This is a genomic window from Pseudomonas sp. B21-017, from assembly GCF_024749245.1.
GTDB lineage: Bacteria > Pseudomonadota > Gammaproteobacteria > Pseudomonadales > Pseudomonadaceae > Aquipseudomonas.
The window spans coordinates 932,094-946,126 of the sequence record NZ_CP087194.1 but is presented as its reverse complement, the minus strand read 5'-3'; the positions used below and the strand labels follow the sequence as shown (position 1 = coordinate 946,126).

Sequence of the window (14,033 nt, the reverse complement as noted above, 5' to 3'; positions counted from 1 at the left end):
GACCGGTTATCTCATTTGCGAGAGGCTTGTGTCGTATCCACGTGCTGCAGAGCTGACAGGATGTCAGCAGACGGAGGTCGTAGCACCCAACTGACAAGGATTGTTATGAGACGCCATGCCGAACAAGGACTACCACCGCCGTCATCAAATGGCATCTATCCGTTTGTAGAGTTGCCCCTTCGCCTTGGATTCCCCTCCAAAGACGACTTTGAAATCATCCATAACGCTCAGGGCTCGGCAATGGCGGTCGCGGCACTGCGCGAGTTCCCCCGCATCAGCCGAATCTGCCGTGTTTCCGGACATCTATTGCCCTATCGCTGCCGACACACCCGGCAGTTGGCGCCGGGAATCCATGTCTACGATCCGTGCTTCAGTGGTCTGCTGAGTCACTCCTGCGACCCCAACGTCTTTCTCGATATGAGCGAGCTGTGGTTATGGGCGCTCAAAGACATCAAAAAGGGTGACCGACTGACGATGGATTTCGCCGCGACAGAAGACAAGCTGCTGCGGCAGTTCGCCTGCCGCTGCGGTTGTCCTTGCTGCCGTGGCTGGATCATCGGCTACGACGAGTCACCGAATGCCAATGGTGAACAGTTCTTTCAACACTGGCGTCGGCGAAGTCTCGGCTGAAAGGCTTTTACAACGCCTCGACCGGGCGCAAACGGTACTGCGGCGGCAACTGCTCGAAACCACTGATGGTGGCGTTCAGGCTCTTCCAGCGACCGTCCTTGATGCCATAGATGCAGCCGTGGATCGACAGGCTCTGCCCGCGGTGCCAGGCATTTTGCACAATGCTGGTGTGACCGACGTTGGCCACCTGCTGGATCACATTGAGCTCACAGAGGCGGTCGACCCGCTCTTCTTCGGTGGGCAACTTGGCCAGTTCGTCGCGTTTTTCATAGTAGAGATCACGAATCGAGCGCAACCAGCCGTCGATCAGGCCCAACTGACGATCCTGCATCGAGGCGCGTACACCGCCGCAGCCGTAGTGGCCGGTCACCAGGATGTGTTTGACCTTGAGTACATCCACCGCATACTGAATCACCGACAGGCAGTTGAGGTCGGTGTGCAGCACCACGTTGGCCACGTTGCGGTGCACGAACAGATCACCCGGCAGCATGCCGACGATTTCGTTGGCTGGCACGCGTGCGTCTGAACAGCCGATCCACAGGTATTCTGGGGTTTGCTGACGGGCTAGCTTGGCAAAAAAATCAGGATCTTCGCGGGTGATCGCATCAGCCCAGCGTTCGTTGTTATCAATCAGATCTTGTAAGTCGTTCATGCAATGAAGCCTCGAGAATGATGCACTGCTTTGACAGACAACCGCCCGTCGGGGTCACGCACGAGATGCAGATCCCCCTGATGTCCTGATGTATGTAGCGGCTAGCCGGCGCTCCCTGCCCGCGGGAATTCTCGGCAGTCCAGTGGGTCAATTGTAGTAGGGCCTACAGTATGAGGAATAGCCATGACTGATTCACGACGTCCGTTCGATAAGGAGCCACCCGAGCCCATCGACGACGATGAAGACCGCATGGGCTCGGTGCATGAGCTGGATTTCGACGAGGAAGAGCCCGGCACCAGAATCGGTGACCTGATCCCCGAACGCGAACTTGCGCAGAAGATTCCCGACCAGCACGCCCGTAAAGCCGGTATGACCGGCGCGACCAATGACAATGACGTCACCGACGATGATTTGAGCCCGGAAACCCTGATCCGTGAAGACGGCGCACGGGATGCCCACGAAGCGGGTGAAGACGGCCAGGCGGATTGGGATCTGAGCATTGTCGACGGGGACGACATCGGCGGGGGCGATGGGCTGGATGAAGCGGAACTGGCCCGGCAGGATCCATTGGACGGCAAGCCTTGATCGTTGACGTCCGTGCAGACGCCTTCGCGGGCGAAGCTTGCCCGCGAAGCCTTTAGAAACGATCAATCAACCAAGGTGCAGGCCATCACCACGGCATCTTCTCGCCCGCCAACCGCCGGGTAGTAATCCCGCCGACGTCCGATCTCGTTAAACCCATACCGCTCATACAACCGAAATGCCGCCCGGTTGCTGTCACGCACTTCCAGAAAACATTCCCGCGCCTCAGCCTTGTAGGCAATCGACATCAAATGCTCCAGCAGCGTCAAGCCCAGGCCGCGGCCCTGATTTTCCGGTTTGACGGTGATGTTCAGCAGATGCGCCTCATCAAGGATGATCTGCACTACGCCATGACCGACCTGCTGCTGCCCTTCGAACATCAGCCAGATCTGGTACTTGCCCAGGCCATCGAGAAAAATCCCGCGGGTCCAGGGATGGCTGTAGGCTGCGTATTCGATTTTCAGTACAGCGTCCAGGTCCGCCTCGGTCATCGGGCGGAACGATACAGCGTCACTCATTCGATTCTTTCCAACGCGCCATCAGCCGACGCATGGCTTGCCAGACATCAGCCTTACGCTGTGGCTCTTCCATTAATAACTCCAGGCCCGGCAAGGCCCAGACCGACCCCAGGCCTTCGACCTGAAGTTCACGGTTGAAGGATTCGGCGCTGGCCTCACCGGCAAAACGCACCGCCGGCAGGCCGATCAGCCACAGACAGACGCACGGTGCGTCTTCCAGGCGGGCCGACAGAAAACCTTGTACGAAATCCCGAGCCGCTTCCGGCCCTTGGTCCATTGTGCCGCGAGCCAGCAGCGGCCAGCGCACCGGCTCGCCGACGATCTGCGGGCTGTCCGGCAGGCCGGCGGCGCGCAGCATGTCTTTGAGCAACAGATAAGCGGGGTCGCGGGTCTGGAAAGTTTCGCCTGTGGGTAACTCCACCAGCAACAGGCAGCGACCGGCTCGCAGCAATTGCAGAGCGAAACGCGGCGGCGGCACTGGCGCAGGCTTGGCGACGAGCGGTACCTCTTCGCTCTCTTGCGTCGCTTTGCTTGCTGGTTTTCCAGCCGATGGCGTCGGCCGTGGCACCTCGATTTTCACCCGCTCGGCCGGTTTGGCCGCGGGTTCCACGGGCGTCTGCGCCACCGGAGCAGGTGCAACCGGGGCGACGACCGCTGGCTCGGGCATCTCCAGCAGTTCGGGCCGCGATGGCGCAGCAAAGGGCAATTCGGTGCGCGGCAGCCAGTTGACCACCTGCATGGCGGTCAAATAAGCGCGGCGACGGGACTCGATAAGCAAAGGTCGGCCACTTGTGGATAACTAAAGTGCGGTGATTCTACCGCCCTTCGCTCAAGATCGCCCACGCTTGATCGATAGACTTCACCGATAGAAGAAGCGACAGCCCATCCCCAGAGTGAATCGACACGGCTGCGATGAAGTACAATCGCGGCTTTTAATTGCCAACCAGCCGGCCATTCCGATGATCGAACCCAAGCGCGTCTTGCGCGCCCTCGCTGAACACTGGGCACTTCTGGAGCCACTGTGCGAGCACTTCGACCAAGGCACCCTGAGCCTCAACGAACTGCGTTCACAGTTGGCCGCCCAGCAACTGGACAGCACACCGCAGGACATCACCAGCCTGCTGGACGTGTGGATTCGCCTCGACATTCTGGTTCCCGTGGCGAAAAGCCCGAACCGTTTCGAGCTCAACGCGCAGATCCATGACTTCCTCGCTTACCTGCGCCGTGAGCACCGTCTGGGCCTGTGCCTGGAAATCGAAGCCTATCTGCGCCACCTCGAACGCCTGGCCGGTTACATCCAGGACGCCTTCGACATTCGCGACGGCAACGATCTGGCGCGCCAGTTGCGCCTGCTCGACATGCGCGTGCGGGACGTGCTGAAGAAACTCGCCAACGACGAACAGGCCTTGGTGGCCGTCGCCGAACGGGCCAAGACCAGCGACCGGCAGATTCCGCTGCGTCAGCGTTATGCTGAAGTGCTGGCGACCTGGGACGAATACGTCGAACCGATGATTCAGCTGGTGAATGCCGACGGCGCCTTCGAACAAGGCGTGCGCAAGGTTGAGAACGTGTTGTTGCGCATGCTCACCGAACAGCAGCGCCTCGGCCATCTGGTCGACGACGACATGCTGCTGCGCACCCACGCGCGCATCCTCGAAATGCAGACCAGCGCCCAGTTGACCCTGCGTCGCGCCCGCGAGCTGCTGCTGCCGCTGCGCGAAGAAGCCCGCCGGCACAACGCCGTGACCCGTGGCGCAGCCCTGGCGTTGTCGGCCATTCGTCGTAAAGGCATCGATGCGGTGCCGCAAGCCGCGATGCCGCTGTTCACCCGCCCGCAAAGCACCTTCCTCGGCAGTGCCAGCCAAGTCGAAGCCTATGTCTACGCCCTGGCCCGTTTCGAGCCGAAACCGGCGCGTTTCCCCAAGGCCCACAAGACCCAGAAAGGCGAAGCCCCGCGCGCGCCACGCACGGTTCGGGAAATGCTCGAACGTTGTGAAGATGCCCTGCCGATGCCGGACCTGATGAGCTGGCTGCTGGAGCAGGAGCCGGACGGCGCCACCGACGAATTGCTCTATTGGTTCTCGCGCCTGTCGCGGGAAAAACGCTTCAAGCGCGAGCGTCTGGAACGCCGCGATTACCATACTCACGAGCATCAGGTCAGCCTGCGCTCCTTCGCCCTGCTCTCGGCCCGCGACACCGCCGCCGAGGATTCTGCGAGCATCCCAAATGCATCTTGATCTATCCGAACTGTCCCAGCTGGCGCCGATCTTTCGCGAGCTGTTCAAGGGCTACCACGTCAGCCGCCGCGACCCGGAGCTGTACGCCCAACTGTCGAACTTCCAGGACCAGTACCGCACCCTGTTCAAGGCGTTGGGTTTTGAACTGGTGTGCGACACCCGTGGTTTCTACTACTTCGTGCCGGACCTGGCTGCGGCGGCGGTAAACAAAACGGCGCAACGTCTGGCGCTGTTCACCTTCATCCTCGTCGAACACCTGGCCGACCAGGGCCGCGACCCGATCGCCGTGCTCGACGGTGGCAGCCTCGGTCGCGATGAATTGCCATCGTTGCTGGAAAAGTACCGCGACCTGTTTATCCAGGCCGAAGTGCAGACCGTCGAAGAACTCGAAGAAAAAATCATGCGCCGCATGACCCAGCTCGGATTCGCCGGCGAAGAAAACGGTGTCTACCGTTTCCTGCCGCCGATGCACCGCTTCCTCGATGTCTGCCTGTCGGTCCAGCAAGACCGCGACCTGGCCGCCAGCCTGCACAGCGTGCTGCCGTTGCCGGCGCCGGTGCTGATCGACGAAGACAGCGATGAAAAACTGCTGCAGACCGACGACCCGCTCGATCTCACCGAGTTTGAAGAAGAGAGCGAAGAAGACGCCCTGGCCCGCGCCATTGCCGAAGAACAGGAGACCGACGCATGAGCAAGGAACGCTACGGCATTCGCCGCTTTGCCCTTTTGAACACCGCCGGTTACAGCCTCGGCCTGTTCCCGCTGGAAGAGCCGCTGTCGGTCTACGGCGCGAACAACCTTGGTAAGTCCGCCTCGATCAACGCCTTGCAGTTCCCGATCCTGGCGCGCATGTCGGACATGAGTTTCGGCAAGTACAGCCTGGAACAATCGCGGCGTTTCTACTTCGCCTCGGACACCAGTTACATCCTCGTCGAAGTCTCCCTGCCCCACGGCCCGCACGTGATTGGCGTGGTCGGTCGCGGCCCGGGTGGTGGTTTCGGTCACCAGTTCTTTGCCTACGCCGGCAAACTCGACCTGGCTCATTATCAGAAAGACGACACCTGCCTGCGGCAGAAAGAGCTGTTCACCAATCTTGAGCGCGAAGGCCTGAAAGCCTACGAACTCAAGCCGGATGAACTGCGTCGTTTGCTGGTGGGCGGCCACACCTCGATTCCGCTCGACCTGACGCTGATCCCGCTGCGCTCCACCAGTGAGCAGAGCCTGAAGACCTTCCGCGCCCTGTTCATCAACCTGCTGCACATGCGTGAAATCACCGCGGCCAAGCTCAAGCAGCTGTTCCTCGATGCCTTCGAACACAGCCTGCGTTCCGGCAGTGTCGATTACATCGCCGCGTGCGAAGAAGCGTTCCGCGATGTCCGCCGCATGGAGCAGGACTACAACTCGCTGGTCGCGGCCGGTCCCTTGGTCGAAGCCTTGGCCAACGGCGTGAAACAGCGGGATATCCTGCGCGGCAAACTGCATCGCCTGTCGCCGCTGCTCGATTCCCTGCTCGGCACCTGGTCGGACTACGCCAGTGCTCGCAAGGAAGAACTGACGATTCAGGCCGAGCACTACCGCAACGAGCAGGATGCTCTGCAAAACGATCAGCGTGGCGGCACTCAAGAGCTGATGCGCCTGGAGCGGGAAATCACCGGCATCCAGCGCTGGCTCGGCGAACTGTCGGTGCTCAAGCATCGCTTCGCCCTGGTCGATGACGTCAAAGTCCTCGAACAGCAATTGCTCGCCGCCAAGGACGCGCACGATGAACTGGCCGGTGCGCTGGCCCAGTCGCGGCAGTTTTCGGCCGAAGACCTGGAAGAGCGTCTGCGGGATCTGGAAAAACGCCTGAAATCGGTGAAGCAACAACTCGATCACGCCGACAACAACAGCTATGCCCGTCTGCGCGAAGAGTTCTCGCAGCAGGACGTCGAGCGCCTGATGCGGCTGTTCAACAGCGCGCTGTTCAGCCTGCCGTTGGGCGAACACGGCATTGCGCTGGATGAGGACGGTGAATGGGTCAAATCCATGGAGCTGATCCTCGATGGCTTCAAAGGCGAGCGCTTCGAAGTGCCGGGCCTGTCCATCGACCTGTCGCACATCGAGCCGCCGGCCCTGCAAGCCTTGGCCGACCGTGCGGCACTGCGCGATCAGAAAGAGCGTCTGGACAAAGAACTCAAGCAACTGAAAACCCAGCAAGCCGTAGCAGCCGACCGTGCGGCCAGCAAGACCCAGACCGAAGCGCTGTACCAGCAAGTGCTGGATGCGCAGAAAGCCCTGGAAGACTTCCGCCGCGCGCAAACCCTGAGCGCCGAAGAAGGCGACAAGCTTGAGCAATTGGCGCAGATGGAAGCCGCCCAGGACGAGTTGAAACGCTCCAGCGATGCCTTCACCGAACGCGTCCAGCAACTGTCGGCCAAGCTGCAACTGGTTGGCCGGCAGATCGGTGACATGGAAGCCAAGCAACGCACCCTCGACGATGCCCTGCGCCGCCGTCAGCTGTTGCCGGCGGACCTGCCGTTCGGCACACCGTTCATGGACCCGGTCGACGATTCCATGGACAACCTGCTGCCATTGCTCAATGACTATCAGGACAGCTGGCAAGGCCTGCTGCGGGCCGACGGGCAGATCGACGCGCTCTACGCGCAGGTTCGCCTCAAGGGCGTGGCCAAGTTCGACAGCGAAGACGATATGGAACGTCGCCTGCAACTGCTGATCAACGCGTACGCACACCGTACCGATGAAGCCCTGACCCTCGGCAAGGCGCGTCGCGCGGCGGTTACCGACATCGCCCGGACCCTGCGCAACATCCGCAGCGACTACGACAGCCTCGAACATCAACTGGCGCTGTTCAACCGTGAGATCAACAAACGTCAGGTCTCCAACCTGCAGAGTTTCCGTATCGTGCTCGCGCCGAACAAGGAAGCGCTCAAGCACATTGACCAGATCATCCACAGCGCCGGTCAGTACGAAGAAGGCGAAACCCTCTCCGTCTTCGACTTGAGCCAAAGCGCCGAGCAGGACAACAAGAACGAAGAAGCCAAGGAATACCTGGCACGGCTGGTGGCGGCCAACCACAACCAGCTCGGTCTCAAGGATCTGTTCGAGCTGGCGTTCGAGATCACCAAGGTCAATGGCCAACCGGTGATCCACACCGACATCGACGGCGCGGCGTCCAACGGCACCACCATGACCATCAAGGCGCTGACCAACATGTACTTGTTGCTGCACTTGATGGACCGCGACCAGGCTGGTCGCGTGCGCCTGCCGTACTACCTCGACGAGGCAGCGGACATCGACGAGAAGAACCAGGCAGCGCTGTTGGAAACCAGCCTGCAACTGGGCTTCGTGCCGATCCTGGCGAGTGTGAAGCCGCAAGTCTGCGCCAGCGTCGCCATCGACCTGGAAGGCGGCAGCGGCCCGAACGGTATCTACATCGACGAGGCGGACTGGAAGTTCATCCGTCGTCACGATGAAGTGAAAGCAACCGTTAACATCCAGGCGGACGAACCGGAGCTGGATGCGGTCTGACGCCTGAATCGAAGCCAATGAAAAGGCCGCGATCCAATATGGATCGCGGCCTTTTTATTTATGGGTACATTCTTGAAACCTTCAGTCAGTTCCAAGGCCCCTTCGCGGACAAGCCCGCAATGAACGATAACGCTGTCTTACGTGATCGGCGCCGGGTTGAACAAGGTGATGTCGTTATGCAGCTTGTGCTGCTCCGCCCACGTCTGTTTCTTGCCGCTGGCCACGTCCAGGTAGTAGTGGAACAACTCCCAGCCGAGGTCTTCGATCGACGCCCGCCCGGTGGCAATCCGCCCGGCATCGATGTCGATCAGGTCCGGCCAGCGCTGCGCCAGTTCTGTGCGAGTCGAGACCTTCACCACTGGCGCCATCGCCAATCCATAAGGCGTACCACGCCCGGTGGTGAACACATGCAGGTTCATCCCCGCCGCCAACTGCAACGTCCCGCAGACAAAATCACTGGCCGGGGTCGCGCAGAAAATCAGCCCTTTGCGCTTGAACCGTTCCCCAGGGCCAAGCACCCCGTTGATCGCACTGCTGCCGGACTTGACGATCGAGCCCAAGGACTTCTCGACAATGTTCGACAACCCGCCCTTCTTGTTCCCCGGCGTGGTGTTGGCGCTGCGATCCGCTTCGCCCTTGGCCAGGTAACGGTCGTACCAGTCCATTTCCCGCACCAGCTCCTGAGCGACTTCTTCGGTTTCCGCCCGGGACGTCAGCAGGTAAATCGCATCGCGTACTTCGGTGACTTCGGAAAACATCACCGTCGCACCAGCCCGCAGCAACAGGTCCGAGGCATAGCCCAGGGCCGGGTTGGCGGTGATCCCGGAGAACGCATCGCTGCCGCCGCACTGCATGCCGAGGATCAGCTCGGACGCCGGCACGGTTTCCCGGCGGCGTTGATCGAGCTTCTTCAAACGGGTTTCGGCCAGCGCCATGATCTGCTCGATCATCTCGGTGAAACCGTGACTGGAATCCTGCAAGCGATACAACCACGGCTCGCTCAAATCTACCGAGCTATCGTTCTCATGCATCACCTGCCCGGCCTGCAATTTCTCGCAGCCCAGGCTGATTACCAGCGCCTCGCCCCCCAGGTTCGGGTTGCGCGCCAGATTGCGCACGGTGCGGATCGGGATGTACGCGTCGGTGGCGGTGATCGCCACGCCGCAGCCGTAACTGTGGGTCAGCGCCACCACGTCATCGACGTTCGGGTACTTGGGCAGCAACTCGTCCTTGATGCGTTTTACCGCGTGATCCAGCACGCCGGTGACGCACTGCACGGTGGTGGTGATGCCGAGAATGTTGCGCGTGCCGACGGTGCCGTCGGCGTTGCGATAGCCCTCGAAGGTGAAGCCTTCCAGCGGTGCCTGCGCGGCCGGCACTTCGGTGGATAGCGGCAAGCTGTCCAGCGGTGGCGCGGTGGGCATGCGCAGTTGATCTTCCTTGACCCAACTGCCGCGAGGAATCGGCTGCAACGCGTAGCCGATCGTCTGGCCGTACCGAATCACCTGGCCGCCCTCGGGAATGTCCTCAAGGGTGACCTTGTGGCTCTGCGGCACGAAATCCACGGTGACCAGGCCATCGGGGAATTCGGTGCCGGCCGGTACGCCCTGATCGTTGACCACGATCACCACATTGTCCCGCTCGTGCAGGCGGATGTAGCGCGGCGAGTCGGAATGTTCAATCAACTGCATGACGCCGCTCCTCAGGAATGCGCTTCAGATAACTTGTTGTTCGTTTCAGGACCGCTGACTGGCGGCTCTTTGAGTACCACACGTTTGATCGGGCCAACGATCACCAGGTAGCTGAATACCGCGACCAGCGCATTGCAACCGACGAACACCAGCGCCCATTTGAAGGAGCCGGTGGAGCTGATGATGTAACCGATGACAATCGGCGTGGTGATCGACGCAATGTTGCCGAACATGTTGAACAGGCCACCACTCAAACCGGCGATCTGTTTCGGCGAGGTATCGGACACTACCGCCCAGCCCAATGCGCCCACGCCTTTGCCGAAGAAGGCCAGGGCCATGAAGCCGACCACCATCCATTCAATATCGACATAGTTGCAAGCCACGATGCTGCTGGAAACCAGCAGACCGGCGATGATCGGCGCCTTGCGGGCGAAGGTCAGCGAGTGGCCCTTGCGCAGCAGATAGTCAGAAATCACTCCGCCGAGCACGCCACCGATAAACCCGCAGATTGCCGGCAACGAGGCAATGAAACCGGCCTTGAGGATGGTCATGCCGCGTTCTTGCACCAGGTACACCGGGAACCAGGTCAGGAAGAAGTAGGTGATGCCGTTGATGCAGTACTGGCCCAGGTACACGCCGAGCATCATGCGGTTGGTCAGCAACTGGCGGATGTAGTCCCACTTCGGACCGTCGACCTTTTTGCCTTTACCTTTGTCCTGGTCCATGTCGACCATGCCGCCGTTGTCGGCGATGTGCTTGAACTCGGCGTCGTTGATCATCGGGTGCTGGCGCGGACTGTGGATAACTTTCAGCCAGATCCCCGAGAAGATGATGCCGATCACGCCCATGACGATGAACACGTGCTGCCAGCCGAAGCTGTAGACGATCCAGCCCATCAGCGGCGCAAACAGTACGGTGGCGAAGTATTGCGCCGAGTTGAAGATCGCCGAGGCGGTGCCGCGTTCTGCGGTCGGGAACCACGCCGCTACGATGCGTGCGTTGCCGGGGAAGGATGGCGCTTCGGCCAGGCCCACCAGAAAGCGCAGCATGAACAGCGCGACGACGGCGGTGGAAAGCCCGAACTCACCGACATAGCCTTGCAGTACGGTGAACAGCGACCAGGTAAAGATGCTCAGGGCATAGACTTTTTTCGAACCGAACCGGTCCAGCAACCAGCCACCGGGAATTTGCCCGGCCACGTAGGCCCAACCGAATGCGGAGAAGATATAACCGAGAGTGACCGCGTCGATGCCGAGGTCTTTTTGCAGGCTGGAGCCGGCGATCGCGATGGTCGCCCGGTCGGCGTAGTTGATCGTGGTCACCAGAAACAGCATGAGCAAAATCAAATAGCGGACGTGAGTCGGCTTGGTCGATTGCATTGTAGATGTACTCCCACTGATTATTTTTATGCGGGTAATAACGATTTATTTGTAGGCGCCGGCTTTTATGGGAGCCGGCGCCTACAGGTATTGCGGTGTATCAGGAACCGATGTAGGCAGTTTTTACGACCGTGTAGAACTCTTGCGCATAGCGACCTTGCTCACGTGAACCATAGGATGAACCTTTACGCCCACCGAACGGAACGTGGTAATCCACACCGGCGGTCGGCAGGTTGACCATCACCATCCCAGCCTGGGAATGGCGCTTGAAGTGGTTGGCGTACTTCAGCGACGTAGTGGCGATACCCGCCGACAGGCCGAACTCGGTGTCGTTGGCCATTTCCAGTGCAGCGTCGTAATCCGCTACGCGAACGATGTTGGCCACCGGGCCGAAGATCTCTTCGCGGCTGATGCGCATCGCAGCTTCGCTGTCGGCAAACAGCGTCGGGGCGAGGAAGTAACCCTCGGTGTCGCACGTTACCAGACCACCGCCGCTGACCAGACGCGCACCTTCGGACTGGCCGATGTCGATGTACTTCAGGTCCTGTTCCAACTGCGCTTGCGAGACCACAGGGCCGATGTCGGTGCCGGACTTCAACGCATGACCGACCTTGATCGACTTCATGCGCTCAGCCATGGCTTCGACGAATTTGTCGTGAATCCCGGCGGTGACGATGAGACGGCTCGACGCGGTGCAACGCTGGCCGGTGGAGTAGAACGCGCTCTGCACCGACAGTTCGACCGCTTGCTTGAGGTCGGCATCGTCGAGAATGATCTGCGGGTTCTTGCCGCCCATCTCCAGCTGCACCTTGGCCTGGCGCGACACGCAATTGACCGCGATCTGCCGGCCCACGCCGACCGAACCGGTGAAGCTGATGCCATCGACTTTCGGGCTGTTGACCAGCGCCTCGCCGACTACTCGCCCGCTGCCCATCACCAGGTTGAACACGCCGGCCGGGAAACCGGCGCGGGAGATGATTTCCGCCAGAGCCCAGGCACAGCCCGGCACCAGATCGGCAGGTTTCAGCACCACGCAGTTGCCGTAAGCCAAAGCCGGAGCGATTTTCCACGCCGGGATCGCGATCGGAAAGTTCCATGGCGTGATCAGGCCGACCACGCCCAGCGCTTCGCGAGTGACTTCGACATTGACGCCCGGACGCACCGACGGCACGTAGTCACCGGACAGACGCAGGCATTCACCGGCGAAGAACTTGAAGATGTTGCCGGCGCGGGTCACTTCGCCGATGGCTTCGGGTAGGGTCTTGCCCTCTTCCCGGGCCAGCAACGTGCCGAGTTCTTCGCGACGGGCGAGGATCTCGCTGCCGACTTTATCCAGCGCATCGTGCCGAGCCTGAATACCGGAAGTGGACCACGCCGGGAACGCGGCGCGGGCGGCGTCGATGGCGGCGTGGACCTGCGCCAGATCAGCCTTGGCATAGTCGCCGAGGGTATCGCTCAGCTCGGACGGGTTGATGTTGGCGCAGTAATCACTGCCCGTCACCCATTCACCGTTGATGTAGTTATCAAAACGCTTTGCATCTGCCACAACAAATCTCCTCACGCAAAAAGCCGCTGATTGCTCAGCGGCCCTGGTTTTATCGAGTGTTACTGCGCGCCCTGCTTGTCGATCAGCGCGGCGAGCATTTCGTACTCTTCGCCCGTCAGATCGGTCAGCGGTGCACGCACCGGGCCTGCGTCATAGCCGGCGATTTTTGCCCCGGCCTTGACGATGCTCACCGCGTAACCGGCCTTGCGGTTGCGGATATCCAGGTACGGCAGGAAGAAGTCATCAATGATCTTGCCGACGGTGGCGTGATCTTCGCGAGCAATGGCGTGGTAGAAATCCATCGCGGTTTTCGGGATGAAGTTGAACACCGCCGAGGAATAAACCGGTACGCCCAAAGCCTTGTAGGCCGCGGCGTAGACTTCAGCAGTCGGCAAGCCGCCCAAGTAGCTGAAACGATCGCCGAGGCGGCGACGGATCGACACCATCAGCTCGATATCGCCCAGGCCATCCTTGTAGCCGATCAGGTTCGGGCAGCGCTCGGCCAGTCGTTCCAGCAGCGGCGCGGTCAGGCGGCAGACGTTGCGGTTGTAGACCACCACACCGATTTTTACCGATTTGCACACGGCTTCAACGTGCGCGGCAACGCCGTCCTGGCTGGCTTCGGTCAGGTAGTGCGGCAGCAGCAACAGGCCTTTGGCGCCCAGGCGCTCGGCTTCCTGAGCGTACTCGATAGCCTGGCGGGTCGAACCACCGACACCGGCGAGGATTGGCACGCTGCTGGCGCAGGTGTCGACCGCAGTCTTGATGATTTCCGAATATTCGCTGGCCGCCAGAGAGAAGAACTCACCGGTACCGCCTGCGGCGAACAACGCCGAGGCGCCGTATGGGGCCAGCCACTCGAGACGCTTGATGTAGCCCGCGCGATGGAAATCGCCCTGGGCATTGAAGTCGGTGACCGGGAACGACAGCAAGCCGGAAGAGAGGATGGACTTCAGTTCTTGTGGATTCATTATTCGAACACCCTGGTAGCAACGTTGTGTGAGAAAACCGTTCAGCCTTCGCCGAAGTTGTAGGTCATCGTACAACTTAAAATACAACCGTCAACTGCATTTCATCGCTGGGTGGGTATTTTTGTCAGACAACATTGTTGTTTAAAGGGGTGAAAGCGGCGCCTTTCAAGCTTAGGAGGGAGATACGTTGTCGGAAGAGTACCCTCGGGGATTTTTCACTCAACGCCCCAGGATCATTGCCTGCGCGCAGTGTTGAACCTTGAAATGCCTGGTCATGATCGGGTTCGGCAGATCACCGA

Annotated in this window: 12 protein-coding genes; 5 read left to right on the top strand and 7 right to left on the bottom strand. The window is 60.5% G+C overall.

Annotated features, from left to right (window positions below):
• Positions 1-105 precede the first annotated feature (105 nt).
• The gene (locus tag LOY28_RS04090) at positions 106-630 is read left to right on the top strand and encodes an SET domain-containing protein-lysine N-methyltransferase (RefSeq protein WP_026286676.1); all 525 of its coding nucleotides are present in this window, start codon (positions 106-108) and stop codon (positions 628-630) included.
• A gap of 7 nt (positions 631-637) precedes the next feature.
• Here LOY28_RS04090 and can read toward each other — a convergent pair whose 3' ends face one another.
• Positions 638-1,282 carry a carbonate dehydratase gene (gene can / locus LOY28_RS04085; protein WP_007939732.1) on the bottom strand — a complete coding sequence of 215 codons (645 nt, stop codon included), beginning with the start codon at positions 1,280-1,282 and terminating at the stop codon, positions 638-640.
• A 183-nt stretch (positions 1,283-1,465) separates the two neighbouring features.
• On the opposite strand from can, the gene LOY28_RS04080 reads away from it, so the two are divergent.
• Complete coding sequence (locus LOY28_RS04080) at positions 1,466-1,867, top strand: hypothetical protein (RefSeq protein ID WP_018929538.1); 402 nt, start codon at positions 1,466-1,468, stop codon at positions 1,865-1,867.
• A gap of 62 nt (positions 1,868-1,929) precedes the next feature.
• On the opposite strand, the gene rimI is transcribed toward LOY28_RS04080, so the two are convergent.
• Both rimI and LOY28_RS04070 read right to left on the bottom strand, forming a co-directional pair.
• Positions 1,930-2,382 (bottom strand): ribosomal protein S18-alanine N-acetyltransferase, encoded by a 453-nt coding sequence (gene rimI / locus LOY28_RS04075; RefSeq protein ID WP_018929537.1) that lies wholly within the window; start codon positions 2,380-2,382, stop codon positions 1,930-1,932.
• Positions 2,375-3,121: an energy transducer TonB gene (locus LOY28_RS04070; RefSeq protein WP_258614410.1), complete on the bottom strand. Its 747-nt coding sequence runs from the start codon at positions 3,119-3,121 to the stop codon at positions 2,375-2,377. Before LOY28_RS04070 ends, rimI begins: the two co-directional genes overlap by 8 nt.
• Positions 3,122-3,341: 220 nt before the next feature.
• On the opposite strand from LOY28_RS04070, the gene mksB reads away from it, so the two are divergent.
• The 3 genes from mksB to mksF are packed head-to-tail and all read left to right on the top strand — an operon-like array spanning position 3,342 to position 8,147.
• Entirely contained in the window at positions 3,342-4,619 is a 1,278-nt protein-coding gene (gene mksB, locus LOY28_RS04065; RefSeq protein WP_258613117.1) for an Mks condensin complex protein MksB, read from the top strand.
• Positions 4,609-5,310 carry an Mks condensin complex protein MksE gene (gene mksE / locus LOY28_RS04060; RefSeq protein ID WP_019651131.1) on the top strand — a complete coding sequence of 234 codons (702 nt, stop codon included), beginning with the start codon at positions 4,609-4,611 and terminating at the stop codon, positions 5,308-5,310. Before mksB ends, mksE begins: the two co-directional genes overlap by 11 nt.
• Positions 5,307-8,147, top strand: a complete 2,841-nt coding sequence (gene mksF, locus LOY28_RS04055; RefSeq protein WP_018929533.1) for an Mks condensin complex protein MksF — start codon at positions 5,307-5,309, stop codon at positions 8,145-8,147. The genes mksE and mksF overlap by 4 nt, the downstream gene beginning before the upstream one ends.
• Before the next feature lie 137 nt (positions 8,148-8,284).
• Here the strand turns inward: mksF and garD are convergent, their stop codons facing one another.
• The 4 genes from garD to kdgD all read right to left on the bottom strand — a co-directional run bounded on the left by garD (position 8,285) and on the right by kdgD (position 13,734).
• The gene (gene garD, locus LOY28_RS04050; protein WP_018929532.1) at positions 8,285-9,838 is read right to left on the bottom strand and encodes a galactarate dehydratase; all 1,554 of its coding nucleotides are present in this window, start codon (positions 9,836-9,838) and stop codon (positions 8,285-8,287) included.
• 11 nt (positions 9,839-9,849) lie between these two features.
• Complete coding sequence (locus tag LOY28_RS04045; protein ID WP_018929531.1) at positions 9,850-11,217, bottom strand: MFS transporter; 1,368 nt, start codon at positions 11,215-11,217, stop codon at positions 9,850-9,852.
• A gap of 100 nt (positions 11,218-11,317) precedes the next feature.
• The gene (locus tag LOY28_RS04040) at positions 11,318-12,763 is read right to left on the bottom strand and encodes an aldehyde dehydrogenase family protein (RefSeq protein ID WP_018929530.1); all 1,446 of its coding nucleotides are present in this window, start codon (positions 12,761-12,763) and stop codon (positions 11,318-11,320) included.
• Between the two features lie 59 nt (positions 12,764-12,822).
• Positions 12,823-13,734, bottom strand: coding sequence for a 5-dehydro-4-deoxyglucarate dehydratase (gene kdgD / locus LOY28_RS04035; RefSeq protein ID WP_007939720.1), 912 nt, complete (start codon positions 13,732-13,734; stop codon positions 12,823-12,825).
• Positions 13,735-14,033 lie beyond the last annotated feature (299 nt).

Coding starts and splice junctions, on each gene's coding strand:
- LOY28_RS04090 (WP_026286676.1), top strand. CDS start 106: ATGAGACGCCATGCCGAACAAGGACTACCACCGCCGTCATCAAATGGC.
- can (WP_007939732.1), bottom strand. CDS start 1,282: ATGAACGACTTACAAGATCTGATTGATAACAACGAACGCTGGGCTGAT.
- LOY28_RS04080 (WP_018929538.1), top strand. CDS start 1,466: ATGACTGATTCACGACGTCCGTTCGATAAGGAGCCACCCGAGCCCATC.
- rimI (WP_018929537.1), bottom strand. CDS start 2,382: ATGAGTGACGCTGTATCGTTCCGCCCGATGACCGAGGCGGACCTGGAC.
- LOY28_RS04070 (WP_258614410.1), bottom strand. CDS start 3,121: ATGCAGGTGGTCAACTGGCTGCCGCGCACCGAATTGCCCTTTGCTGCG.
- mksB (WP_258613117.1), top strand. CDS start 3,342: ATGATCGAACCCAAGCGCGTCTTGCGCGCCCTCGCTGAACACTGGGCA.
- mksE (WP_019651131.1), top strand. CDS start 4,609: ATGCATCTTGATCTATCCGAACTGTCCCAGCTGGCGCCGATCTTTCGC.
- mksF (WP_018929533.1), top strand. CDS start 5,307: ATGAGCAAGGAACGCTACGGCATTCGCCGCTTTGCCCTTTTGAACACC.
- garD (WP_018929532.1), bottom strand. CDS start 9,838: ATGCAGTTGATTGAACATTCCGACTCGCCGCGCTACATCCGCCTGCAC.
- LOY28_RS04045 (WP_018929531.1), bottom strand. CDS start 11,217: ATGCAATCGACCAAGCCGACTCACGTCCGCTATTTGATTTTGCTCATG.
- kdgD (WP_007939720.1), bottom strand. CDS start 13,734: ATGAATCCACAAGAACTGAAGTCCATCCTCTCTTCCGGCTTGCTGTCG.